Raw genomic sequence first — 25,482 nt, 5'->3', positions numbered from 1 at the left:
CCTTAGAGCTTAATCGGCTGAGACTGTTGAACAGATGCGATACATGCCAGCGCGACTTCCAATGCATTACGTGCATCTTCACCGGATGCTTTCGGCGTGGCGCCCGTTGCAACGCAATGTACGAAGTCGGTCACTTCTGCAACATAGGCATCATGAAGTAGGTCAGTATCACGACGTGCTGTGTCAATAGAGATACCGTCAGCGGTGTAACGCACGCAGTTGTTCACATTGATATTTCCTGCCTGTAACATACCTTTACTACCGAAAACCTCACCACGAACGTCATAGCCATACACTGCCTGGAAGTTAGCTTCAGCAGTGGCGAACGCACCATTGTCGAAGCAAATATTCACGACTGCGGTGTCCAGCAGGCCACGATCTTTAAAATCGGGCCGCACTAATGCATCGGCAACCGCATAAACACGGGTGGGTTTCGCGCCCGGATTAAGGTGCAGCAGGATGTCAAAATCGTGGATCAGTGTTTCAAGGAAAATGGTCCAGTGCGGGATTGGCGTTGGATCCCCCAGACCGGGGTCGCGAGTCGTTGAACGCAACAGTTGTGGTACGCCAATTTTACCCGCTTTTATCTCTTCATACGCTGTAGCAAAACCACTAGCAAATCGACGGTTGAAACCTACCTGTAGAGCAACTCCGGCTGTTTTAGCCGCATTAATGGCTTTATCTGCATCTTCCAGGGTGACTGCCATTGGCTTCTCACAAAATACACCTTTACCCGCTTTGGCTGCGGCGACGACCAGTTCAGCGTGGGTACGTGCCGGAGAAGCGATCACAACGGCATCGATTTCAGGATCGTTCAGCAGATCTTGCGGATCCGTATACGATTTTTTTGCTCCCAGTCTGGCGGCTAATTTTTCTGCTGCGCCCGGAACCGGATCGGCAACGGCAATCAGAGTTGCGCCTGGTACACGTTGAGCAACAGTTTCACCATGAAAACTGCCCATACGACCTGCGCCAATAAGACCGATGCGTACAATGTTTTTAACTGACATCTCATTCTCCTTAGATATAGGGTATTGGTTAATTATTTTTGCGAAACAGATTTTGGCGTGACGAGCATCTCCTGCTCGCCGCCAAACCGACGGGATTTTGAAAGCATTAACGGTTCGATATGTTCCAGCGAAACACCCTTGGTTTCCGGCAGAAAACGGCCAACAAACCAGAAAGCGATAATGCTGAATCCGCTGCATAACAGCAGAGGGAATGCCCCATGGAAATGCTCCATTAATACAGGATTGCGGTTCATCATCGGGAAGCTCTGAGTAACGATGAAGTTCGAAATCCACAGGGAGCAAAACGCATAACCCATGGCAACGGCCCGCATGCGATTAGGGAAGATCTCAGATATCAGTAACCAGGCTCCGAGGCTCCAGGACATACCAAACACAAAAATAAATCCGACTAAGCCGACGACCGGGAGATACCCTTTTGCTTCACTCATAAAGGCCCATGAGGTGAATAACAGGAAGGCAGCACAGCCCAATGCCCCCCAGCGTAGCAACGGGATTCGTCCGACGCGGTCAAAGGCCACCAGCGCAATGCTCACTCCAGCCAATAGTGCGAGGCCAAGGAAAATACTCTGAAAGAGGGAATCCTGTGTGTTTCCGGTAACGTTTTGTAGAAGTGAAGGCGCAAAGTACATCAGGATATTGATGCCGGAGACCTGCTGTAAGACGGCGATAGCGCAGCCTATCCACAGGATGTAAGACGATTTTTTATCCCGCAGAATGCCATGAGATGTTGGTGTACTCTGCAAAGCAGAATCGGTGGCGATGGAGATGCGAATATCAGCATATAAACGCTCGGCATGTCCTGGGTTGGACAGCGAGGTCAGTACCTTCAGTGACTTTTCTCTCTGGTTGCGCATCGCATACCAGCGTGGCGATTCTGGCATAAAGAAAGCCATCACAAGGAATAGCACGCAGGGAATGAGTGCAGATGCCAGCATCCAACGCCAGCCCATAGACACGACCCATTCATGCGCCATTCCTCTGGCAATCAGGTAATTTACGATGTAAACAACTAATTGACCGCCTACCATCAGCATCTGCTGCATTCCCAGCATCCGACCACGAAGGTCTTTCGGGGATACTTCCGCGATATAGAGAGGGGTAACAGCTGATGCCATACCCACGGCCAATCCGCCAATCATACGGTAGATAACAAACCAGGTGAGATCATTGGCTAATGCCGACCCGATAGCGGAAATGGTGAACAGAATAGCTGTGACGATCAAGGTTACTTTGCGGCCAAAACGGTCTGTGAAGCGTCCGACCCCCCAGGCACCCGCAATACAACCCAGAATGACGTTTGAAACTGCCCATCCGCTTTCCGCTGGTGAGAGTGACAAATGTTCAGTAAGCGGATCTATGACGCCAGAAATAACGGAAGCATCGTAACCGAGTATGATCCCGCTAATAGATGCAATGGCACATATGAATATGAGGTAAGGCACGTTGTGCTTTCGTGTAGACATTTCATTTTACTCCATATTGATTTTTCTAGTTTATGTCTTTGTAGGGAGACACTGTTCTAATAGCAACAGATGTGCCAAATCGCATCTCGATGTTTCATAAAGAAATAAAAATAGATAACGATCACAATATGTTCATAAAAAAGACACAATGACACAACATGTATATAGAATGAACATATTAAAATTTACAGAGAATGAAATAGATGAGCCAAAGCATCAGTGATATCTGGGATGAAGAATGCGAGCGGATTGCCCGGCTTAACCATGAACAAGATTTTGCTCAATACACCGATGAACTGGATAGAGCCTGGGCAGAGTTCGAAAAGGGGGAAAAACCTAAAGGATTACGCTCTGTTGTTCATGCATCATGGCTACGAAGCCATACCAATGGCATAGATGCGCATCACTTCGAATATCAATTTTGCGAACAGGGGGAACTGCGCCGAATCATGGCGAGAAATTCACTACTGATTTCCATCGCTCGTGAAATCATGCGTAACTTGCTGGCCTACAACCCTGATGGACATATCAACCTGACAGATGCTAACGGAGTGACCCTACATTATTGCGGCCAGGACTTGACGCCGATCGGTAGTATTCTTTGCGAAACGGTACAAGGTACAAACTGTACTGGACGTTGTCTCAAAGAGAACCGGCTGGTCTATTTGCTGAGCGCTGAGAACTATAAAGAAGCGCTACGCGTACGAGGTAAACATTGCGCGGCAGCTCCCATCAGAGATGAAAACGGTGGAATGCTTGGCATTCTGACCCTTACTGCTGATCCTGGTTGTTTCCATTACCATACGTTAGGCACAGTTCAGGCTGCCGCAGAAGCGATATCTCAGCAACTTATTCTGCGTCGGTTGGTAAACGAGCAGGAGTCGGTGATGGAGTCACTTAATGAAGGGGTTTTGGTTATCAGCGAGTTGGGGGTGATTCGTCAGTTAAATTGTTATGCCCGTAAGGTATTAGGTATTCAGGAAGATGTCCTTTTTCGCGATGTTGACGAAGTATTATGCCCAGATGGCTGTTCAGTTAAAGCATTACCAGCCAGTAAAGACCGTAATATTACGTTCTGCCCCGTATCTGATTCTCGTATTTCATGTGTGATCTCTGTAGTCATCACGCCTGAAGGTGGTCGAGTGATTTCGATGCGTGACAACCGACGCGTACGCGACATGGCTCATCGTGTTATTGGTAGTACCGCCATCTACAACTTCGATATGATCCTCGGTGAGTCACGTGTGATGCAGGATACACGCAATAAGGCCCGAAGCGTCGGGCGAAGCGATAGTACTGTTCTCCTGACTGGAGAAAGCGGAACAGGAAAAGAGCTTTTTGCTCAGTCAATTCATAACGGTAGTCATCGTAATTCAGGACCTTTTCTCGCGGTTAACTGTGGTGCTATTCCTCGAGATCTCGTGCAGAGTGAATTATTTGGCTATGAGGATGGTGCATATACTGGTTCAAAGCGAGGTGGTGCAGCGGGGAAATTCGAGCTTGCTGATGGTGGTACACTATTTCTGGACGAAATAGGCGATATGCCACTTGAAGCGCAGGCTAGCCTTTTGAGAGTATTGCAAGAAGGTGAAGTGATGCGTATAGGCGGCAAGCGTCCGATGAAGGTTAACGTCAGAATTATTGCTGCAACCAATCGGGATCTAAAAAAAGATATCGAACATGGTTCCTTCCGCCGTGACCTCTATTTTCGTCTTAATGTTATTAGCTTGCCTATTCCACCATTAAGAGCAAGAAAAGAAGATCTTAGAGAACTAGTAGAATGGTTTTGCGAAAAAATCAGTCGAGCATTCAATCGAAACTGCGTGAAATTTTCAGATTCAGCCCTTAGTCATATGGAAAACTACGACTGGCCAGGTAATGTTAGAGAACTGGAGAACATCGTCGAACGAACAATAAACCTCACAGAAGCTGAGGTAATAAATGATAAAGACTTACCCGATGAATTACAGAATTCTGTCTGTAATGCTTTGGCTGTTCATGATGGACGCACAAAAAACTATAATCTTAAGGATAGTGAAAAAATGATCATTGAACGCTGTCTGATAGAGAAAAAAGGTAATCTGCGACAGGTTGCTATCGCACTTAATCTTTCACGTGGAGCACTTTACAATAAATTAAAGCGCTACGATATTGAGGCAAATGAATATCGAAAACTCAATCCTGAGTGCTAAATAATAATTCTAATTTTAGAGGGCATATTAACTCATCTCACTTTAAGTAAATCGGCAAATCTTGTCGTATATCGAGGCGAGAGCATTTCTCGCTTCATCTGCCAGGCAGCCTGGATCCCCTGTTCTGCAAAATACAGCGTTCCCCTTCCGTCCTTTGCGTTGAGTTGGGCGAGAACTTTCATCAGTTTCTCGCTGTTCCTCCGTGGAGCGTTATCATCGAAGAGGTTAAGTTGCGCTACGCCCTGGCTGTAGAATTCCCCAAGCATAACGCCTGCTTTCTGATAGCGATGCCCGTCTCGCCAGACTGCATCGAGGCATTTCGTCGCCGCGGTAATTATGTCCCGGCTATCCATATCGCATGCGCTATCGATTAATCCTGAAGCTTTTCATTCACCGTTGCCATTTGCACCACCCGGGTTACTCAGTCCGCCGGCCAGCGCGACTTGCTGATTTCGCAGCTCGTCGATTACCTCTTCGGGCTTCGCATCTGGTGACGGCGTCACTAAGCGGCCATGCGCGCTGAACAGGCGCTGGCCTGCGGAATGAGAAAGCGTGAGAAGAAAGCGTCAAGGCGCGACGCTTTCGGCAGGGACGGTCGCGGCCTGGCGGAGACGTGGCCGCGATCGGGGGGGATGTAAACCGCGATGAAACGGGTAGTCAGGAAGGCTATCGGTTGGCTAGGTCCCTTTTCTCACCAGGCGGGCGGCCTGGACAAAGACCTCATCCTCCACCCCATCTCCCTTCTGTCTGCCCAGCCGCACCAGCTCATCCACGATACTCCCCTGATTAATCTGCTTTTGGGTCGCCACTAAGCTAATGACCGCCGCGCCGATAGCCATGCCAATCAATGCCGTTTGTTCATCTTTATCTTTCATGGTGTCGCTCCGTCTGTCCTCATCAGAAAGGCTAGCAAAAGATAGCCACTGCTCCATTTCAAATTCACTTTCTTTACGCCTGCTGGAAAAGGCAGGCGCCGCGCTGACCACGCTTCCTTGCTATGGCGATAGCGCATAACGCTGTCGCACCACGCCGGGTCTTTTATTTGGCCGAATTCACGCGTCGCGGAAATAAATAAAAATAACGCGCGTGCCTGAGGCAAAAAAAAGAAATAACTCTTTAAGCGACAAAACCAGATTATTCCATTAGGGAATGGCTGAGATGCTAATATTTCATTTCCCCAACGATTTTAAGAAGCCTATAGTTTTTTTGCCTGCAGAACATCCACTTAGGTTAAAAGACATAAGGATATAATTATGATTGTTTCAGCCCCCAGCGATTATCGCGAAGCCGCTCGTCGCCGTCTGCCCCGTTTCCTTTTTGACTATATTGACGGTGGCGCGGTGGCGGAAAATACCATGAACGCCAATGCCGCCGAGCTCGCCTCGGTCGCCCTTCGCCAGCGCGTGCTGTGCGGGGCGGGTGAACCGACGCTGGCCACCACCATCCTTGATGCCCCATGGGCGATGCCCGTGGCGCTGGGGCCGGTCGGCGCCACCGGCATGTATGCCCGCCGCGGCGAAGTCCAGGCGGCCCGCGCCGCCTCCCGCGCCGGGATCCCTTACACGCTGTCCACCGTGTCGGTCTGCTCCATTGAGGAGGTGGCGAGCCACGCCAGCGGCGCGCTCTGGTCCCAGCTGTACGTCCTGAAAGATCGCGGCTACATGCGTAACGCGCTGGAGCGCGCCTGGGCCGCCGGCATGAAAACCCTGGTATTCACTGTCGATATGCCGATCCCCGGCTCACGGTATCGGGACAACCGCTCAGGAATGTCCGGGCCGTACGCCACCTTGCGACAGTATCTTCAGGCCTGCACCCACCCGCGCTGGGCAATGAACGTCGGCCTGGCGGGCAGGCCTCTGTCGTTCGGTAATATCGAAGCCTATACCGGCCACAAAATGACCATGGACGACTATATGGGGTTTATCAGCAACAACTTCGACCCGTCCATCGCCTGGCACGATCTGGAGTGGATCCGCGACAGCTGGCCAGGAAAGCTGATCATCAAAGGGATCCTTGATGCCGAGGATGCGCGCAATGCCGTGCGGCTGGGCGCCGACGGCATTGTGGTCTCCAATCACGGCGGCAGACAGCTCGATGGCGCCATCCCCACCGCCCGGGCGCTGCCGCGGGTGGCGGAGGCAGTCGGCGACGATCTGACGGTCCTTGCCGACTCCGGAGTGCGCTCCGGCGTGGACGTTATTCGCCTGCTCGCCCTCGGCGCGAAGGGGGTCCTGCTTGGTCGGGCCTATATTTATGCCCTGGCCGCCGCGGGCGAAGCGGGCGTGGCGCACCTGCTGCGCTTATTTGCCGAGGATATGAAGGTCACCATGACCCTCACCGGCGCCACCTCCCCCTCGGCCATCAGCCTCGATTGCCTCGACCGGCTGGAAAAAGATCACCAGCGCAGCCGTGCGGTCCCGGTATCCTTATCTGCCTGACGCAGCCCGGGGCCGGGCCTGACCGCGTGCCTTGACCCGGCAACCGAAATTACCCCTGCGGGTCCAGCGCCGGCCGTTGCGCTGCGTCAGCCGGGCGCTCCGGGCGGATGCGGAACCAGATCGCATACATGGCCGGCAGGAAGATAAGGGTCATGATGGTTCCACCCAGCGTCCCGCCAATCAGCGTATAGGCGAGCGTCCCCCAGAAAACCGAATGCGTCAGCGGAATGAACGCCAGGATCGCCGCCAGCGCGGTCAGCAGAACCGGACGGGCTCGCTGCACCGTCGCCTCCACCACCGCGTGGAACGGATCGAGCCCCGCCTGCTGGTTATGGTGGATTTGACCAATCAGGATCAGCGTATTTCGCATCAGGATCCCCGACAGGGCGATCAGGCCCACAAGGGCATTGATGCCAAACGGCTGATTGAACAGCAGCAGCGTCGGCACCACACCAATCAGCCCCAGCGGGGCGGTCAGGAAGACCATGACCATCGCCGACAGGGAGCGCACCTGCAGGATAATGATCAGCAGCGTGAGGGCGATCATGATCGGAAATAACGGCACCATCGCCCGGGTGGCTTTGCCGGACTCCTCGATTGACCCCGCCGTCTCGATGCGATACCCCGGCGGCAGGGAGTCGATAATGGGCTGCAGCGACGTCATCAGCGCGGTGGAGACATCCGGCGGCTGCAGGTTATCCGCGACATCGCCCCGGACGGTAATGGTCGGCGTGCGGTCGCGACGACGGAGCAGGGGTTCTTCCATCCTGATCTCGACTTCACCGATCTGCGACAAGGGAACTCGCTGCCCGTCGCTGCCCACCAGGGTGAAATCGGCGATTTTCGCCGGATCCAGACGGATATCCCCCGCCGCGCGGCCGATGACCTGCACGGCGCGAATATCTTCCCGGACGGTGGTGATGGGGATCCCTGACAGCAGGAACTGCAGCTGCCGGGCGACGGCCTGGGAGCTGAGCCCACTCGCCTGCAGCCGGTCCTGATTGAGGCTGAAATGCATCACCGGCACGCGCGAACCCCAGTCGCTATTGACGGTGCGCATCAGCGGACTGGCCTGCAGCACCGATTTCACCCGATCGGCGATGTCGCGCAGGGTATGCGGATCGGGCCCCATTACCCGCCAGGCGACCGGATACGGCGAATAAGGACCAAAAACCAGCTGCGTGACGCGCACCCGCGCCTGCGGCGCCAGGCCATTGGCCACCGCCTCCCGCAGCCGCAGCTTAAGCGCCTCGCGAGAGGCCGGGCCGTCGGTCAATACCACCAGTTTGGCAAAGGAGGGGTCCGGCAACTCCGGGGCCATCGCCAGGTAAAAGCGCGGCGCGCCCTGGCCGATATAGCTGGTGACAATCTTCGCTTCCGGCTGCTGCTGCAGCCAGCGCTCAATATTCGCCGTCGCGGCGCTGGTCTGAATAATCGACGACCCGTAAGGCATCTGCACCTCAACCAGCACTTCCGGGCGATCGGAGGTGGGGAAAAACTGCTTTTTCACCACGCTCATTCCCAGTAACGCCACCATAAACAGCACCACCACCCCGGCGGCCACGCGCCATTTGCGGGCAATAACCCGGGTCAGCAGCCGGCGAAAGCGCTGATAGCGTGGGGTGTCGTACAGCGCGGCGTGGCCCGCCGCCGCGGACTTCCTCTCCGGCAGCAGGTGCACGCCCAGCCAGGGGGTAAAAATCACCGCCACAATCCAGGAGGCAATCAGCGCGATACCGACGATCCAGAACACATTGCTGGCATACTCCCCGGCGGTGGATTGCGCAAACCCGTTGGGCATAAAGCCCACCGCCGTCACCAGGGTGCCGGCCAGCATCGGCGCCGCGGTATGGCTCCAGGCATAAGCCGAGGCTTTGAGGCGGTCGTACCCCTCCTCCATTTTGACCACCATCATTTCGATGGCGATAATGGCATCATCCACCAGCAGCCCCAGGGCGAGGATCAGTGACCCGAGGGTGATGCGGTCGAAGTTTTTGCCGGTGGCCGCCATCACCACAAACACTACGGCCAGGGTGAGCGGCACCGCCGCCGCGACCACCACCCCCACGCGCCATCCCATGCTGACAAAGCACACCGCCATCACCACCAGCAGGGCGACAAAGAATTTGATCATGAACTCATCGACCGCGGCGCTGATATTCACCGACTGATCGGTCACTTTCGTCAACGACATGCCGAGCGGCAGGCTCTGATTGATGCTGGCCGTTTCGGCGTCCAGCGCTTTCCCCAGCGCCAGTCCATTCCAGCCCTCGCGCATCACCACGCCGAGCAGCAGCGCCGGTTCGCCCTGATTGCGGATCAGGAAGGTGGCGGGATCTTCATACCCCCGCTCAACCGTGGCGACATCGGCGAGCTTCAGCGTTCTGCCTCCGGCAATTATCGGCGTGTCGCGGATCTGCTGCAGGCGGTCGAACGCCCCGTCGAGGCGGATAAAGATCTGCCCGCCGCGGGTCTCGATAGCCCCGGCCGCGGTCAGCACATTCTGACTGTTCAGCGCGGCAAAAATCGCCTCCGGCGAGAGCCCCAGGGTGGCAAGACGGTCATGAGAAAACGCGAGATAAATGCGCTCCGCCTGTTCGCCGAGAATATTCACTTTTTTCACCCCGGGAACATGCAGCAGCTGCTGGCGCAGGGCTTCGGCATCACGCACCAGCTGCCGGGGCGGCTCTCCCCGCGCTTTCAGCGCAAAAAGGGCAAAGGTGACATCGGCGAATTCGTCATTCATCATCGGACCGGAGACGCCGGCAGGCAGGTTTTTCGCCTCATCGCCCAGCTTCTTGCGCGCCTGATAAAACTGCTCCGGCACCTCGGAAGGTGGGGTCTGATCCTGCAGCGATAAGGTGATCAACGCCATCCCGGGGCGGGTATAGGTCTCGGTGCGATCGTACCACTTCAGCTCCTGGAGCCGTTTCTCCAGCGGCTCGGCGACCTGATCCTGCATCTCCTGCGCGGTGGCGCCCGGCCAGACGGCGATGACCGTCATTTGCTTGACAGTGAAGGGCGGATCTTCCGCCCGCCCGAGCCCGAAGAAGGCCACCAGCCCGGCGACCGAAATAAGGATAATCAAAAACAGGGTCACCGACCGCTCGCGGACGGCCAGCGCGGAGAGATTAAAACGTCCGTCGCTCATGGCTGGCTCCCGGCGGCAGTATGCTCGCGTCGTTCCGCCAGCCGCACCGCCTCGCCCTGGTGCAGAAGATGGGCGCCCAGAGCGACGATCGGCTCCCCGGGCTTCAGCGGACCGGTCACTCGCGCCGTTTCATCATTCAGGCCGACCACCGTCACCGGTTGCCAGGAGACGGTGGCCGGGCGGGAGGCAACGCGCCAGACGCCAGGGCCGTTGCCCGGATCGTAGACTGACGCCAGGGGCACCTCCAGCACCTCGCCTGGCCCCTGGTCGTTGCCGATGCGCAGGGTTACGGTAGACCCCAGCGGGGCGTTCGCCAGCGCGCCGTTCAGCACATAGCGCGCTTCAAAGGTGCGGGTGGCGGCGTCAGCTGCGTCCGAAAGCAGGCGCATGGTTGCGGTGACCGGCTGAGATTCGCTGCCATAGCGTGTCGCCAGCGCCTCGCTGCCGACCGCCGGGCGCAGCGTCTCCGGAAGCTGCACCCGCGCTTCGCGCTGCCCCGCTCGCGCCAGGCGGATCACCACCTGCCCGGCGCTGACCACCTGCCCCGGCTCGGCGAGCGTTTCCACCACCACGCCGTCAGCATCCGCCAGCAGTCCGGCATAGCCGGTGGCGTTTTGCGCCACGTTTGCCTGCGCCTGGGCCGCGCTGAGGTCGGCTCTCGCCGCCTCTGCCGCCGCGTTGATCTGATCGAACTCCGCCGCCGAGACGGCGCCGCTGGCCACCAGGCCGCGATAGCGGGCAAGATCGTTAGCCGCCTTTTTGGCTCGTGCCCGCGCGGCGTCGACCGCCCGCTGTTGGGACTGCGCCTGCAGGGCAAGATCAGCCGGATCCAGGCGCAACAGCAGTTGACCGCGCCGGACGCTCTGCCCGGTCTCTACCAGCCGTTCAAGGACTTTTCCCGCCACCCTGAAGCCGAGGTCGCTTTGGGTACGAGCCACCACCACGCCGGTAAAGACTCGCGAGCTGGCCTCCGCGCGCTCGACGGTGGCCACCCGCACCAGCGGCGGCCGCGTGCGGGGATCGTCATGGTCGGCAGGTTCGCCGCAGCCCGTGAGGGCCAACGGCAGGAGGCAGACGGCAAAATGGACGGCGTTGAGCCTGAGCATGGGTCACCTTAATGAAAAGACCGGTTGGTGAGCGCATTCTCAGACGAGTGACCAATAAAGTCAATAGTCACTAATCAGGGGGAGAGACTTCTCAGGATGAGGGAGGCAAGCAGCACCGCCGCGGTAGGCGCGGTGTCGAGATTGTATTGCAGCTGCACCGGGTTGATGAAAGGACACATCACCATATAGACCGCCAGGGTCGCCTCATCCAGCGGAGTTTTGCGCTCGAACTCGCCCGCCTGGCGGCCTTCGACAAGAATTTGACCAATCAGCTGCTGCAGATGACCGGCATACTGCTCCGTTGAGGGCCATTTATCGCGCGCCGCGACGGCGGCGATGTCGTACAGTTTGCGATCCTCGAAAAACAGTTCACTGCCGGCCTCGGTCAGCGCCCGGAAGAGGCGGCGCAGCTTTTCGCTGGCGGAGGGGGCATCGGCGATGGCCTCGCTGACCGCCACCATGATCTTCTCCAGCCGGCTGGCGCAGATTGCCTCGCCAATCGCCTGCTTGGAGTCGAAAAACTTGTAGATATAGGCTTTGGAAAAGCCTATTGCTTTGGCGAGATCGGTGACCGTGGTCTTTTCATAGCCATAGCGACTAAAGTGCGCCATGGCCGCGTCAAGAATCTGGTCGCGAACGCTGTGGTCAAGGGGACCACGGCTTGCTGGGGTGGGGGTATTTTTCGTCATTTGTTTAGCTTAATGCGATCGCTATCGTTTGACAACGAGTGACGCTTTTATGATTTGGTCACAATAACGCCCCGCTCTGATCCTCTCTCTCGCCGCGTTACGCCTCACGCGCCTCATTATTTATCGCGCCGGCGGGCAGACAGCCCAGGCCTTGCAGCGTCATATGTACGGCACGATCGAGCGGGGTATGCGGCTCCGCGCCTAAAAAGGCCACCAGCTTATCGTTGCGCAGGCGTACCGGCATACGCCAGAGATAGTGCATCTCGACCATTTCGCGCAGGGTGGCGTTGAAGGGCGCCGCCAGCTTCACCAGCCACCAGGGAAAGGACTTCACTACCGCTCTGCCGCCATAGTGGGCGACCACCCGCTGGATCGCCTGGCTCATTTCGCTGCCGTCCGGGTCCCAGTGGCCCTGCATATGGAAGCGGGCAAACGGCTCAAGCTCATGCCTGCGCGCCAGCAGCGCGGCGATGGTGGCGGCGACGTCGGGCAGCCAGGCCCACTGGTGCCCCACGCCGATCGCCCCCGGGCGGCGAATGACGCCGGGAAGCTGACCGGGCCTGATCAGCCCCTGGGAAAACCAGCTATTCCCGGCGCGCGGACCAAAAAAATCCCCCGCCCGGACAATCAACGCCCGGCCGCCGCGCTGCACATAATCCTCCAGCGCCTGCTCCATCTCCACCCGGATGGCGCCTTTGCGGGTCACCGGCTGTTGTGCGGCCTCTTCCGCAATCAGCGGAAAGGCATCCGGTCCATAGTTATAGACCGTGCCGGGCAGGACAACTAACGCCCGCTGCTGTTCGGCGGCCTGCAGGGTGTTGCGCAGCATAGGCAGTACCTGTTGCCGCCAGTGCCTGTAGCCCGGCGGATTGACCGCATGGACGATCACGTCGCAACCGGCAGCCGCCGCCGCCACCTGCCCAGCATTCAGCGCGTCGCCGGCTATCCACTGCATCCCCTCTCCGGGATCGCGCACCTGGGCGCCGCGCTTCAGCGCCCGAACCTGCCAATTGTCCGCCGCCAGCCGGCGGGCCACTTCCCCGCCTATGCCCCCGCTTGCTCCCAGAATAAGGACCTTGCCGCTGCTGTTCATCGTCTTTCCCCGTTCGCTAATGGATGCTTGACAGCCTACCTGCGGCTCATATCAAATGAAATTGCATATCATCATCGAGCGGCTATACATTTTTGTATGAATACCTCTATTCCCTGGGAGTGGTACCGAACCTTTCTCGCCGTCCTGCAGGAAGGCTCTTTATCGGGCGCATCGCGCACTTTGAACATCACCCAGCCGACGGCGGGACGCCATATCGCCGGGCTGGAAGCCGCCCTCGGCCAGGCCTTATTTACCCGTTCGCAGACCGGCCTGCTGGCGACCGACGCGGCGCTGGCGCTGCGGGTGCACGCCGAGGCGATGGCCAACACCGCCCGGGCGCTGGCACGCACGGCGGCCAACTTTAGTCGCGACAGAACCGATCTGCGTGGCGTGGTGCGCGTGGCCGCCAGCGAGGTGGTCGGCGCCGAGGTGCTGCCGCCGCTGATTGCCCGGCTCAGGCAGGCGTGCCCGAATATCGTCATCGAACTGATGCTCTCCAATCGGTTTCAGGATCTGCTTCACCGGGAGGCGGATATCGCGGTGCGGATGGTCGCTCCGCAGCAGGAGCAGCTTATCGCGCGGCGTCTCGGCAGGATCGAGCTCGGGCTGCATGCCGCCGATGCCTATCTGACCCGCCGGGGTCGGCCCGCTACGCCTGAGGAGCTTGACGGTCACGCGCTGATTGGTTTCGACAGCGCCACGCCCCTCGTTCGCCGGGCGCTTGAGCGCTACCCCCGTTTCCAGCGCGAGGCCTTCGCGATGCGCACCGATAGCGACCTCGCCCAGCTGAGCCTGATCCGCGCCGGGGCGGGGATCGGCATCTGCCAGGCGCCCCTTGCCGACGGCATCATTCCCCTGCGGCGAGTGCTGGCGGCCGACTTTTCTCTGTATCTCGAGACCTGGCTGGTGATGCATGAGGACCTGCGCCATAGCCCCGCCTGTAAGCGAGTATTTGATTTCCTCGCCGAGGGGTTGCAGGCGTATATTCGCGGCCCACTGGCGCGCTGAGCCACCCGCCTCGCGGGTAACTCCTTCCCTGCTGAAATAGTCACTCATTGACACTGTAAATACGGCATTGTATAAAACCCCGCCTCAATAATGAGTTTCATTTGCATTACTTCCATTTGCTGGTCATCCACTCGCCTGTTTACAAGGATAGCGTTTAATGAAGAAGGTCCTCTGCGCGTTAGGCTTGATGTTCACCGCCGTCAGTTCCGCGCTGGCAACAACCTACCCCCTGACGATTGAAAACTGTGGCTATCAGGAGACCTTCACCCGGCCGCCGGAGCGCGTGGTCGCGCTGGGGCAAAATACGGTCGAAATCCTGCTGCTGCTTGGGCTGCAAAAGCAGGTGGTGGCCAGCGCCTTCTGGCCGACCAGGGTATTACCGCAGCTGGCTGAGCAAAACGCGAAGATTAAAACCCTGACGGTGGAAATCCCGAGCCTGGAATCCGTACTGGCGCAAAATCCCGATTTCGTTCCCGCCCAGTTGCCGCTGCTGCTGGGGCCAGAAAGCAAAGTCGCCAAGCGTGAAGATCTCGCGACCGTCGGCGTGAACAGCTACGTGTCGCCGGGGATGTGCGCCACCCAAAAGGCTACCGGCGATATGTACGGCAGCCGGCAGAAGCTGTGGGACATGACCTGGCTGTATCAGGAAATTAGCGATTTTGCCCGCATTTTCAACGTGGAAGATCGTGGCCAGGCGCTGATCGCCGATTTCAAAAAACGTGAAGCCGACCTGCGTCAGGAGTTCGGTAAAAGCAAAAAAGATCTCTCCTTCGTCTTCTGGTTCTCCAGCGCCTCGCCGTCGGCCGATGCCTATGTCGGCGGCAAAAACAGCGCCTCCGGCTTTATCGCCAGCGTGCTGGGCGGACATAACGCCATTACCGCCGAGACCGAATGGCCCACGGTGAGCTGGGAGAGCATCATTGCCGCCAACCCGGACGTGATCGTGGTCTCAAGCCTGGATCGTAACCGCTGGGCGCTGGATAAGGCCGAGGAGAAGATCAAATTCCTCAAAAGCGATCCCGCCGTCAGCCAGCTGGAGGCAGTGAAAAAAGGCCATATCGTGGTGATGGACGGCCAGGCGATGAATCCGACCATCCGCACCCTCTACGGCGCGGAACAGGTGGGCGAACAGCTGAGAAAAATGGGGCTTAACTGATGAGCGTCGCCGTGCTTCAGACGCGCCGCAGCATGCTGCTCACCGGCTGGTGCGTCGTGGCAGTGTTCGCGCTGGCGCTGGTGATAGCGGTAGGCGTCAGCGTTGGCGAACTGCCCATCCCGCTGCACAACGTCTTTTACGCTATCAGCAATAAAACCGGCTTAACCGCGGTGCCTCTCAATCGTATCTACGAGAGCGTCATCTGGGACTTCCGCCTCAGCCGCGCCCTGGTCGCCGCCTGCTGCGGCGCCGGCCTGGCTATCTGCGGCGCCGTGCTGCAAAGCCTCCTGAAGAACGCCCTCGCGGAGCCCTACGTCCTCGGCGTCTCCGCCGGGGCCTCCACCGGCGCGGTATCAATCGTGGTGCTGGGCCTTGGCGCCGGGGCGATCTCCCTCTCCGCCGGGGCGTTTGCCGGAGCCTTCGCCGCCTTCGCCTTTGTCGCCTTTCTGACCAACGGCGCGCGCGGCGGCAATGAGCGCACCATCCTGGCGGGCGTCGCCGCCTCGCAGTTATTTAACGCTCTCACGGCCTACACCATCAGCACCTCCGCCAGCGCGCAGCAGGCGCGCGATGTGATGTTCTGGCTGCTGGGCAGCTTCAGCGGCGTCCGCTGGCCCGAATTCCAGCTGGTCCTGGTGGTGGTTCTCGCGGGCCTGGCGGTCTGCCTGTGGTATGCCCGGGCGCTGGACGCGTTCACCTTCGGCGACGATGCCGCCGCTTCGCTGGGCATTGCCGTGCCGCGCGTGCGCCTGATCCTCTTCACTACTGCGGCGGTGATCACCGCCACCATCGTCAGCATGGCCGGCTCGATCGGCTTTGTCGGCCTGGTGGTGCCCCACGTGATGCGCTTCTTCTTTGGCCCGTTGCACCGGACGTTGCTGATCGCCAGCGCGCTGGCGGGGGCGATCCTGATGGTGCTGGCGGACATTGCCTCGCGCCTGCTGATTGCCCCGCAAAGTCTGCCGGTCGGGGTGGTGACCGCTCTGGTTGGGGTGCCTTTCTTCGCCGTGATTATCTACCGCTCAAGGAATAAGTGATGAGTATTTGCGCTGAAAATATCACCTGGAAGGCAGGCAAAAAGGTCATCGTCAACACGGTCTCGCTGCGGGTGTCGCGCGGCGAAACGGTGGGACTGCTGGGGCCCAACGGCTGCGGCAAATCCTCGCTGCTGCGGGTTCTGGCGGGCCTGCGCCGCCCGGATGCGGGTCGCGTCACCCTCGACGGCCAGGACATCGCCAGGATGGCGAAAAAGCAGCTCGCCCGCCGGGTGGCGTTCGTCGAGCAACACGGCATGACCGAGGCCAATATGCGGGTGCGCGACGTCGTGCGCCTGGGGCGTATTCCGCATCACTCGCCGTTCTCAAACTGGAGCGCTCAGGATGACGAGGCGGTCACCGCCGCGCTGCAGCGGGTGGCGATGCTGGAGAAAAGCGACCAGGGATGGCTGAGCCTCTCCGGCGGCGAGCGGCAGCGGGTGCATATCGCCCGCGCCCTGGCGCAGAACCCGAGCGAGATCCTGCTGGATGAACCCACCAACCATCTGGATATTCACCATCAAATGCAGCTGATGCAGTTGATCAGCGAGCTGCCGGTGACCAGCATTGTGGCCATTCACGATCTTAATCATGCCGCGATGTTCTGCGATTCGCTGATCGTGATGCAGCAGGGGCAGATCCTCGCCAGCGGGACGCCGGAGGAGATTTTGTCCGAAGCGCTGCTGTGGGACGTTTTCCGGGTGAAAACCAAAATCGAGATCTCCCCGTACCACGGTAAAAAGCACATTCATTTCATCGTTTAGGTTTGGCGTATATGCCTCTCTTCTCCCTGCGCCCTGCGGCGACCCTCTGGCCTCCCGTTTTACTGGGAAGCCAGTTCGTTTTTAATATTGGCTTTTATGCGGTCGTCCCTTTCCTTGCCCTCTTCCTGCGCGACGAGATGCTGCTCTCCGGCGGGCTTATCGGCCTGATCCTCGGGCTGCGCACCTTCTCCCAGCAGGGCATGTTTATCATCGGCGGGACGCTGGCCGACCGCTATGGCGCTAAGGCGATCATCCTCGCCGGCTGCGTGGTTCGCGTCGCCGGCTATCTGCTGCTGGCGTGCGGCACAACGCTGGAGTCTATTATCCTCGGCGCCTGCCTGACCGGCGTCGGCGGAGCGCTGTTTTCCCCGTCGATCGAGGCCCTGCTGGCGCGGACCGGTACCCACAGCCAGGCCAACGGAAAACGCAGCCGCGCCGAGTGGTTTGCGCTGTTTGCAGTGTGCGGTGAACTGGGGGCGGTTATCGGCCCGGTGGCCGGAGGGCTGCTGAGCGGGATCGGCTTTCGGCATATCGCCCTCGCCGGCGCGGGGCTATTTCTTCTGGCGCTGCTGGTGCTCTTTTTCTGTCTGCCCGCCGACGGGCAGCGGACACAAACGCGCAGCCGGGTGCCGTGGTGGACACCTTTGCGTCAGCCGCGCTTTGTCGCGTTTATTATCGCCTACAGCTCATGGCTGTTGAGCTATAACCAGCTTTACCTCGCCCTGCCGGTGGAGATCCAACGCGCCGGCGGCCGTGAGCAGGATCTGGCGCCGCTTTTTATGCTGGCCTCGCTATTGATTATTACCCTGCAGCTTCCTCTCGCCCGTTTCGCCCGACGTATTGGCGCCGTGCGCATTCTGCCGGTGGGCTTTCTGCTGCTGTCGGCTTCTTTTGTCAGCGTGGCGTTATTCGCCGCCTCGTCGCCCGCCGAAGGCTGGCTGCGATTATTGCCGTCGGCCTGCTTTGTCACGCTGCTCACCCTCGGCCAGATGCTGCTGGTGCCCTCAGCCAAGGATCTGATCCCGCTGTTCGCCGAGGAGTCGACGCTGGGCGCCCACTACGGGGCGCTCGCCACGGCGGGGGGTTGCGCGGTGTTAGCCGGGAATTTGCTGCTCGGCCCTATGCTGGACCAGGCGCTCACCCCCTCGCCGCAGGCGGTCTATCCCTGGCTTCTGCTGGCGCTGTTTCCGTTGTGCAGCGCCGTGGCCCTGCGGGCGATCTGCCGCCCACTGGCGGCAACCTGACGCTGTGCGGGCAACGGCCCGCTCAGGAAGTTAACCGGGAGAAGCGCACGGAGGCCAGCCCGCCTTATTGTGCCGCCAGCTCGCGGCGAACGATCTCGGCGCCGGCGCTTAAGGCGTGAAGTTTGCCGGTCGCAACCTGGCGCGGCAGCGGCGCCATACCGCAGTTGGTGGACGGATAGAGCTTGTCGGCATCGACGAACGCCAGCGCCTTGCGCAGGGTAGCGGCCACCTCTTCCGGGGTTTCGATAGCATGGCTGGCCACATCGATGGCTCCGACCATCACCTTTTTACCGCGGATCAGTTCCAGCAGATCCATCGGCACCCGCGAGTTGTGGCACTCGAGAGAGATAATATCGAGGGACGATTTCTGCAGCTGTGGGAAGGCCTCCTCATACTGACGCCACTCAGAGCCCAACGTTTTTTTCCAGTCGGTATTGGCTTTGATGCCGTAGCCGTAGCAGATATGCACCGCCGTCTCGCACTTCAGCCCTTCCGTGGCTCGTTCCAGCGCGGCGATCCCCCAGTCGTTCACCTCATCGAAGAAGACGTTGAAGGCCGGTTCATCGAACTGAATAATATCGACCCCGGCGGCCTCTAACTCTTTCGCTTCCTGATTGAGGATTTTGGCGAACTCCCAGGCCAGCTTTTCCCGGCTTTTATAGTGGTTGTCATACAGCGTGTCGATCATGGTCATTGGGCCCGGCAGCGCCCATTTAATCGGCTGACTGGTGAGCTGACGCAGATAGCGCGCGTCCTCAACGAAGACCGGTTTCTGGCGCTCCACGGCGCCCACCACGGTTGGAACACTGGCCTCATAGCGGTTACGAATTTTCACGATCTCGCGTTTGGCAAAATCAACGCCGCTGAGGTGCTCAATAAAGGTGGTGACAAAGTGCTGCCGCGTTTGCTCGCCGTCGCTGACAATATCGATCCCGGCCCGCAGCTGGTCGTCGAGGGACAAACGCAGGGCGTCGCGCTTGCCGGCCAGTAATTCTTCGCTGGACAGTTTCCAGGGCGACCACAGGGTCTCTGGCTGCGCCAGCCAGGAAGGTTTCGGTAAACTGCCGGCGGTCGATGTCGGAAGCCATGTTTTCATAATCAGTAGCCTTTTATTTTGGTTTAGCAAAGCGCGAAGTTAGCAGACCATTGCTCAAGCAACGTCTTGTGCGGGTTGATAAAATGTTGTTGTGTAAATTTACCCTGCTCTATCGCCAACAGGCTGCGCTCTTCCCGGTCATAAACAATTTTGGTGACGGAATGATCCAGGTGATTGAGATTGGGCTGATAGTATTGCCCCGCCGCAGAATTCGCGTTGTAGATCTCCGGTCGGTATATTTTCTGAAACGTCTCCATCGTGCTGATGGTCGCGATCAGCTCCAGGCTGGTGTAATCGCTGAGCAGATCGCCGGAAAAATAGAAGGCCAACGGCGCGACGCTATGTTTTGGCATAAAATAGCGCACCTGCAGCCCCATTTTGCTGAAATAGCGCTCGGTCAGCGAAACGCCTTCCTGGGCATATTCAATGCCGAGGACCGGATGTTCGTTGCCAGTGCGACGGTATACATCTTTGCTGGATACGCTCAGACAAATCACCGGCGCCTTGCTGAAGCTGGTCTTATAGGCGCTGGATTGCACGAAATCCTTAAAGATATTGCCGTGCAGCTCGCCAAAGTTTTCGGGCACGCTGAAGCGGTTCTGGTCTTTATTATGCTCCAGCAGCAGCACGCTAAAATCATAATCCCGCACATACGAAGAGAAGTTATTGCCGACGATACCGGCATGGCGCTCACCGGTTTTTTTATCGACAATATGCGTTTGCAGGATCTCTATCACCGGAAAACTGGCGGCATCCTGAGCAATATTCATCTCGACAGAAATAATATCCAGTTCCACCGCATAGCGATCGTTGTAGGGATTATCCCAGTGCGCCAGGGTATTAAACCGGTTATTCATCATGATTAACGTATTGCGCAGATTGTCCTGACGGCTCTCCCCTCTGGCCAAATTGGCAAAGTTGGTGGTAATACGCGTATTTTCCGCAGGGTTATAATTTTCATCAAACCGGCTGCGCTTAATCGTATAGGTAAATTCGTTATTCATGGCGATTGTCCATCCTGGTGTCGGGCATAAAGCGGAATAAGCGGAGTATTTTCCACAGGCGACGCAGAGTCAGACCTGGCGCGCTTCAACCGGTAAATGTTGTTGATTCGTTAATGGGTCTATTTTTGCCAGAGTCGGTGATGGAGGGAAAGCGACTTAAATTCATTGCAACATGAGCTATCCTCATGTTGCTCCGCTAAGCGCCAGGTGTACTCGAGGTATCGTCATGATGCCATGGTCAGGGGCGGCAGTTCAGGCCACGTCAGGCTAATAAACGTTTGTGGTGTGAATGTATGCCAGGGTACAATCTTTAACCACTATAATACGTGCTTTAACATAGCCGTCGTACCCGTTTAGCTGGAGCTTTTGTCGTACAGAATGATTGTTGATATCAGTATTATGTCGATGTGCATGGCCGTGCTGCTGATTATGAGCGTACTGCTGAATTAAGAGGCTCCCGAACACAATGACACCCGCTCTCATCTGACCTTCACATTCGCGAGGAATAAAGGAGATTCAGAGGATTCGCGCCGCACGGGATTGTCCCGCCTGCCGCTGCCCTCTACTCTTTTGGTACTTGTTAATCGAGGAATACCAGATGAAAAAAGCTCTCCTTGCCCTGTTCGCTATCGCCGCCGTGGCCGCCGCCAGCGCGTTTGCAGCCGATAAAACCGACGCCCCGACGCCCGCTGTCGACAACGGCGGTCGTCCTCCGCTGGAGATGGGTCATGGCCCCCAACCGCCGTTCCCGCCACCGTTTCCGCCGCGCAAGCCGGTGCTGTTTTCAGCAACGGTCGCGACCGATACGCCGGCGGAAACCATTAACAAACTGACCGCCCTGATCCCCACCGGTCAGGCGAAGCACTACGAAGTTCACGTTGAGGTGGTGCCGGTTGCGGAGGATGCCGACGGGAAATAGCCCTGGCGTGGGCGCTCTGCCTGAGTCCTGAGATAATAAAAAAGCTGCCGCTTATCGCGGCAGCTTTTGTTAGCTTGAATAAAACAGAATGCTGAAAATTAGCTGCGCACTTTACGGTAGATAAACAGCACGACCAGCGCACCGATTACCGCCACCACGAAGCTGCCGAAATTAAACCCGTCGACTTTGCCAAAACCAAAGAAGGTACTGATCCAGCCGCCGACCACGGCGCCGATGATCCCCAGAATAATGGTTACAATAAACCCGCCGCCGTCTTTCCCCGGCATAATCCACTTGGCTAAAATACCGGCAATAAGTCCAAAAATGATCCAGGAAAGAATACCCATGGTTAACCGTCCTCTTGTTACCTTTAAGCATTTCGTATTGAAAAGAGTAGCATATATAACGAGATTGGATCGGTAATAATCTATTTATTAGATAATTTCTTGCCGCCGCGCGGTAGCGCTGCTGGCCTGATGTTTCGCGCTGACGGCCCCGCCCCCGCTTATTCCCCTGAAAAAAGGGAGGCTATTCGCCCCCCGGTCATGACTTATATTACCGCGGTGGTTAGCCGCGATGAACAGCATAATCGCGACTGTTCGTCGAAGATTTCAATTTGCCAGACCTGGTGGCGAGTCCCGACGTGCAGCGCTTTGCACACGCCCCGCACCCGGCCCCCGCGCGCCGAACGAATGTGGTTGGCGTTAACCTCCAGCCCCACCACCTTCTGTTCGCCTTCGCTGCACAGATAACCCGCCACCGACCCCAGCGTCTCCGCCAGCACCACCGACGCCCCGCCGTGCAGCAGGCCAAACGGCTGCTGTGTGCGGCCATCCACCGGCATGGTGGCCTCCAGCGTATCGTCGGTAAAGGTCTCAAAGCGAATATCCAACAGCCCTACCATGTTTCCCTCACCGAGCCGGTTGAGCTGCTCCAGCGTGGCCTGACGTTTCCAAATCATCCGATTATCTCCAGTAACGCCTGCAGCGGATGGCGAACGCCGCTGCCTTCAATGCGCTTCACCTGGCTGCGGCAGGAGTAGCCCGTCACCAGACAGCGGTTACGCGGCAGCCGCTGCATCGCCTGCTGCCAGGAGAGCGCGTAAATAGCCAGCGAGTTGGCATGGTTTTTCACTTCATGACCATAGGTGCCTGCCATCCCGCAGCACCCGACGCTGACGTTTTCCAGCTTCGCGCCGAAGTGGGCAAAAATCTCTGCCCACTGCTTCGTCGCCGCCGGCAGCGCGGTCACTTCCGTACAGTGACCGAACAGGTACCAGGGCTCGCCGCCCGGATCGGGACGGGCGTCGGCGGTCAGGACCTTCGGCAACCACTCATGGACTAACAGCACCTGAAAATCGCCGCGCTTGTCGCCAAGCGTTTGCTTGTATTCATCGCGGTAGCAGAGCACCAGCGCCGGATCGACGCCGACCAGCGGCATACCCAGCTGCGCCACGCGGTTAAGGAAGTCTGCCGTTTTCTGCGCGGTGCGCACGAAGCGGGTCAGGAATCCTTTAATATGCTGCGCCTTGCCGTTCGGCGAGAACGGCAGCAGCACCGGCTGATAGCCTAAGGCCTCAACCAGACGGATAAAGTCAGCCACCACCTGGGCGTCGTAATAGCTGGTAAAGGGATCCTGTACCACCAGCACCATCTTCGCTTTCTGCTCGGCGCTCAGCGCTTCGAGCTGCTCAAGGGTCATGTTGGCGGAGCGGTGGCCGGCCATCTGCTGCTTCAGCGACGGCGCCGAGAGCAGCGGCAGATCGACCATCCCGATATGCTTCTCCGACAGCTTTTTCAGCCACGGCTGGTTCATGAAGAAGTTAAAAGTCTTCGGCGCCTGGGCCATCAGCGGCGCATAGGATTCCACCGACGCCACCAGATGATCGCGCACCGGCCGCAGATAGCGGCTGTGGTATAGCTGCAGGAAGCGTGAGCGGAACTCCGGGACATCGATTTTGATCGGGCACTGGGTCGAACAGGCTTTGCAGGCCAGACAGCCGGACATCGCCTCTTTGACCTCGTGCGAGAAATCATATTCCCCTTTGCGCGCATGCCAGCTGTTGCGCGTGCGCGCCACCAGCGAGCGCAGGCTAACGCCCTGCTCCGGCAGCGCCTTCTCCAGCTGATTGGGATCGACGCCGCGATCCGCCAGCAGACGCAGCCATTCGCGGACCAACGTCGCCCGCCCTTTCGGCGAATGGATGCGCTGGTTGCTCACCTTCATCGACGGACACATCGGGCTTTTTACGTCAAAGTTGAAGCACAGCCCGTTGCCATTACACTCCATCGCCCCGCGCCAGGCGCTGCGCACCGCGATAGGGATCTGCCGATCCCAGGTGCCCCGCTTCACCGCGTCGACTTTCATCATCGGCGCGCCGATCCCTTCCGGCGGACAAATTTTCCCCGGGTTCAGGCGGTTATCCGGATCGAAGACCGCTTTGATCTTCCGCAACTCGCCGTACAGCGCCTCGCCAAAGAATGCCGGGCTGTACTCCGCGCGGAAGCCTTTGCCATGTTCCCCCCACAGCAGACCGCCATACTTCGCCGTCAGCGCTACCACATCGTCGGAGATCTGCTTCATCAGCACCTCCTGCTGCGGATCGCACATGTCCAGCGCCGGGCGCACGTGCAGCACCCCGGCGTCGACGTGGCCAAACATGCCGTAGCTCAGGCCGTGGCTGTCGAGCAGCGCGCGGAACTCGACGATATAATCCGCCAGGTGTTCGGGCGGGACGCAGGTATCCTCGGCAAAGGGGATCGGCTTGGCGGCGCCTTTGGCATTACCCAACAGGCCTACCGCCTTCTTGCGCATGGCGTAGATGCGCTCCACACCATCAAGATCGTGACAGACCTGCCAGCCGATGACCCCCGCCTCGCTGCGGGCCATCAGCTCGTCCAGACGCCGGCACAGGGTGGTGACCTGCTGGTCAATCAGCGCCGCGTCATCCCCGGCGAATTCGACGATATTGAGCCCGAGCATCTCTTTATCCGGTACGTCGGTGATCAGTTCGCTCACCGAGTGCCAGACGATATCCTCGCGCGCCAGATTGAGGACTTTAGAGTCGACGGTCTCCACCGACAGGGCCTTGGCCTCCACCATAAAGGGCGCATTTCGCAGCGCAGAGTCAAAGGAGTCATATTTGACGTTGACCAGCCGGCGTACCTTCGGCAGGCGGGTAATATCCAGCCGCGCTTCGGTGATAAACGCCAACGTCCCTTCCGAACCGGTTAAAATACGCGTCAGGTCGAACTCGCTCATCTCATCGTTAAAGACGTGGCGCAGATCGTATCCGGTGAGGAAGCGGTTGAGTTTGGGAAACTTATCAATGATTAGCTCGCGCTGCGCCTTGCAGCGCTGGTAGACCGTGTTGTAAATCCGCCCTATCGTCGAGGGCGTATTGCCAAGCGTCTCCGCCAGCGCCACCGGCACCGCCTGGGTATCGAGGATATCCCCGCCCATCAGCACCGCCCGCAGGCCAAGCACGTGATCCGACGTTTTACCATACACCAGCGATCCCTGACCGGAGGCGTCGGTGTTTATCATCCCGCCCAGGGTGGCGCGGTTGCTGGTGGAGAGCTCAGGCGCAAAGAAGTAACCATAGGGTTTAAGAAACTGGTTCAGCTGATCTTTGATGACGCCGGCTTCGACGCGCACCCAACCCTCTTCGGGGTTGATTTCAATAATGCGGTTCATATAGCGGGACATATCGACGATAATTCCGCCGTTCAGCGCCTGGCCGTTGGTGCCGGTGCCGCCGCCGCGCGGGGTGAAGATCAGCGATTTAAAGCGTGGTTCGGCGGCGACCCGCGCCAGTAACGCTACGTCTGCCGTGGAACGTGGAAACAGGACCGCATCCGGCAACAGCTGATAGACGCTGTTGTCGGTGGCCATCGTCAGCCTGTCGGCATAGCTGGTGGCGGTATCGCCGGTAAAACCCTGTTGCTCCAGTACCTGCAAAAAATTCAGCACCAGTTGAACTACCCCTGGCGCCTGAGAAATTTGTGGGATCATCACACTTGACCCTGCCTGACTATGTTGTGTTTGAAAATATTGTGTTGGTGCTAACTAAACGTTTGCGTAGCGCATTCAAC

The 25,482-nt window shown here is 58.2% G+C and carries 20 protein-coding genes and 2 pseudogenes; 9 read left to right on the top strand and 13 right to left on the bottom strand.

Annotated features, from left to right (window positions below; translation table 11 throughout):
- Positions 1–2: 2 nt before the first annotated feature.
- Both ACOI6Z_RS04155 and ACOI6Z_RS04150 read right to left on the bottom strand, forming a co-directional pair.
- Positions 3–1,010 carry a Gfo/Idh/MocA family oxidoreductase gene (locus tag ACOI6Z_RS04155; RefSeq protein WP_023290082.1) on the bottom strand — a complete coding sequence of 336 codons (1,008 nt, stop codon included), beginning with the start codon at positions 1,008–1,010 and terminating at the stop codon, positions 3–5.
- A 32-nt stretch (positions 1,011–1,042) separates the two neighbouring features.
- Positions 1,043–2,494, bottom strand: a complete 1,452-nt coding sequence (locus tag ACOI6Z_RS04150) for a sugar porter family MFS transporter (RefSeq protein ID WP_044523823.1) — start codon at positions 2,492–2,494, stop codon at positions 1,043–1,045.
- Positions 2,495–2,697: 203 nt separating this feature from the next.
- Between ACOI6Z_RS04150 and ACOI6Z_RS04145 the strand changes: the two genes are divergently transcribed.
- Entirely contained in the window at positions 2,698–4,686 is a 1,989-nt protein-coding gene (locus ACOI6Z_RS04145) for a sigma-54-dependent Fis family transcriptional regulator (protein WP_064158382.1), read from the top strand.
- Positions 4,687–4,718: 32 nt separating this feature from the next.
- Here ACOI6Z_RS04145 and ACOI6Z_RS04140 read toward each other — a convergent pair.
- Positions 4,719–5,036, bottom strand: a pseudogene (locus ACOI6Z_RS04140) (DUF4113 domain-containing protein); the annotation flags it as partial.
- A gap of 327 nt (positions 5,037–5,363) precedes the next feature.
- A complete protein-coding gene (locus tag ACOI6Z_RS04135; RefSeq protein ID WP_004203090.1) occupies positions 5,364–5,561 on the bottom strand; it encodes a hypothetical protein in 198 nt (65 codons plus the stop codon).
- Here ACOI6Z_RS04135 and ACOI6Z_RS04130 point away from each other — a divergent pair.
- Both ACOI6Z_RS04130 and lldD read left to right on the top strand, forming a co-directional pair.
- Positions 5,560–5,649 (top strand): annotated as a pseudogene (locus ACOI6Z_RS04130) (hypothetical protein); the annotation flags it as partial. The gene ACOI6Z_RS04135 and the pseudogene ACOI6Z_RS04130 sit on opposite strands and share 2 nt — an antisense overlap.
- 290 nt (positions 5,650–5,939) lie before the next feature.
- Complete coding sequence (lldD, locus tag ACOI6Z_RS04125; RefSeq protein ID WP_072413334.1) at positions 5,940–7,124, top strand: FMN-dependent L-lactate dehydrogenase LldD; 1,185 nt, start codon at positions 5,940–5,942, stop codon at positions 7,122–7,124.
- Between the two features lie 49 nt (positions 7,125–7,173).
- Here the strand turns inward: lldD and ACOI6Z_RS04120 are convergent, their stop codons facing one another.
- The 4 genes from ACOI6Z_RS04120 to ACOI6Z_RS04105 all read right to left on the bottom strand — a co-directional run bounded on the left by ACOI6Z_RS04120 (position 7,174) and on the right by ACOI6Z_RS04105 (position 13,163).
- Positions 7,174–10,275: an efflux RND transporter permease subunit gene (locus ACOI6Z_RS04120; RefSeq protein WP_072413335.1), complete on the bottom strand. Its 3,102-nt coding sequence runs from the start codon at positions 10,273–10,275 to the stop codon at positions 7,174–7,176.
- A complete protein-coding gene (locus tag ACOI6Z_RS04115) occupies positions 10,272–11,381 on the bottom strand; it encodes an efflux RND transporter periplasmic adaptor subunit (protein ID WP_044523828.1) in 1,110 nt (369 codons plus the stop codon). The genes ACOI6Z_RS04120 and ACOI6Z_RS04115 overlap by 4 nt, the downstream gene beginning before the upstream one ends.
- Positions 11,382–11,455: 74 nt before the next feature.
- Entirely contained in the window at positions 11,456–12,070 is a 615-nt protein-coding gene (locus ACOI6Z_RS04110; RefSeq protein WP_032453245.1) for a TetR/AcrR family transcriptional regulator, read from the bottom strand.
- A gap of 97 nt (positions 12,071–12,167) precedes the next feature.
- On the bottom strand, positions 12,168–13,163 hold the full coding sequence (locus ACOI6Z_RS04105; RefSeq protein WP_420686975.1) for an NAD-dependent epimerase/dehydratase family protein: 996 nt from the start codon (positions 13,161–13,163) through the stop codon (positions 12,168–12,170).
- A gap of 96 nt (positions 13,164–13,259) precedes the next feature.
- Between ACOI6Z_RS04105 and ACOI6Z_RS04100 the strand changes: the two genes are divergently transcribed.
- From ACOI6Z_RS04100 to ACOI6Z_RS04080, 5 genes are all read left to right on the top strand, one after another.
- Positions 13,260–14,171, top strand: coding sequence for a LysR family transcriptional regulator (locus ACOI6Z_RS04100; protein ID WP_023290091.1), 912 nt, complete (start codon positions 13,260–13,262; stop codon positions 14,169–14,171).
- A 157-nt stretch (positions 14,172–14,328) separates the two neighbouring features.
- Positions 14,329–15,327, top strand: coding sequence for an ABC transporter substrate-binding protein (locus ACOI6Z_RS04095; RefSeq protein ID WP_044523833.1), 999 nt, complete (start codon positions 14,329–14,331; stop codon positions 15,325–15,327).
- Entirely contained in the window at positions 15,327–16,364 is a 1,038-nt protein-coding gene (locus tag ACOI6Z_RS04090; RefSeq protein ID WP_023290093.1) for a FecCD family ABC transporter permease, read from the top strand. Before ACOI6Z_RS04095 ends, ACOI6Z_RS04090 begins: the two co-directional genes overlap by 1 nt.
- On the top strand, positions 16,364–17,125 hold the full coding sequence (locus ACOI6Z_RS04085) for an ABC transporter ATP-binding protein (protein WP_023290094.1): 762 nt from the start codon (positions 16,364–16,366) through the stop codon (positions 17,123–17,125). Before ACOI6Z_RS04090 ends, ACOI6Z_RS04085 begins: the two co-directional genes overlap by 1 nt.
- 11 nt (positions 17,126–17,136) lie before the next feature.
- A complete protein-coding gene (locus ACOI6Z_RS04080) occupies positions 17,137–18,369 on the top strand; it encodes an MFS transporter (RefSeq protein WP_044524068.1) in 1,233 nt (410 codons plus the stop codon).
- A 64-nt stretch (positions 18,370–18,433) separates the two neighbouring features.
- Here the strand turns inward: ACOI6Z_RS04080 and ACOI6Z_RS04075 are convergent, their stop codons facing one another.
- Positions 18,434–19,465 (bottom strand): methionine synthase, encoded by a 1,032-nt coding sequence (locus tag ACOI6Z_RS04075; RefSeq protein WP_023290096.1) that lies wholly within the window; start codon positions 19,463–19,465, stop codon positions 18,434–18,436.
- A 23-nt stretch (positions 19,466–19,488) separates the two neighbouring features.
- Entirely contained in the window at positions 19,489–20,469 is a 981-nt protein-coding gene (locus ACOI6Z_RS04070) for a DUF1852 domain-containing protein (RefSeq protein WP_032453251.1), read from the bottom strand.
- Between the two features lie 598 nt (positions 20,470–21,067).
- On the opposite strand from ACOI6Z_RS04070, the gene ACOI6Z_RS04065 reads away from it, so the two are divergent.
- Positions 21,068–21,388, top strand: a complete 321-nt coding sequence (locus ACOI6Z_RS04065) for a hypothetical protein (protein ID WP_072419985.1) — start codon at positions 21,068–21,070, stop codon at positions 21,386–21,388.
- A 98-nt stretch (positions 21,389–21,486) separates the two neighbouring features.
- Here ACOI6Z_RS04065 and ACOI6Z_RS04060 read toward each other — a convergent pair whose 3' ends face one another.
- From ACOI6Z_RS04060 to ACOI6Z_RS04050, 3 genes are all read right to left on the bottom strand, one after another.
- A complete protein-coding gene (locus ACOI6Z_RS04060) occupies positions 21,487–21,735 on the bottom strand; it encodes a GlsB/YeaQ/YmgE family stress response membrane protein (protein ID WP_004203110.1) in 249 nt (82 codons plus the stop codon).
- A gap of 203 nt (positions 21,736–21,938) precedes the next feature.
- Positions 21,939–22,349 carry a 1,4-dihydroxy-2-naphthoyl-CoA hydrolase gene (menI, locus tag ACOI6Z_RS04055; RefSeq protein ID WP_023290099.1) on the bottom strand — a complete coding sequence of 137 codons (411 nt, stop codon included), beginning with the start codon at positions 22,347–22,349 and terminating at the stop codon, positions 21,939–21,941.
- A complete protein-coding gene (locus ACOI6Z_RS04050; protein WP_348852963.1) occupies positions 22,346–25,402 on the bottom strand; it encodes an FAD-binding and (Fe-S)-binding domain-containing protein in 3,057 nt (1,018 codons plus the stop codon). The genes menI and ACOI6Z_RS04050 overlap by 4 nt, the downstream gene beginning before the upstream one ends.
- Between the last annotated feature and the right edge of the window lie 80 nt (positions 25,403–25,482).

The organism is Klebsiella sp. C239, from assembly GCF_048822715.1.
Taxonomy (GTDB): domain Bacteria; phylum Pseudomonadota; class Gammaproteobacteria; order Enterobacterales; family Enterobacteriaceae; genus Klebsiella; species Klebsiella quasipneumoniae.
The sequence above is the reverse complement of the archived record's forward strand: the minus strand, read 5'-3'. Positions and strand labels throughout refer to the sequence as shown.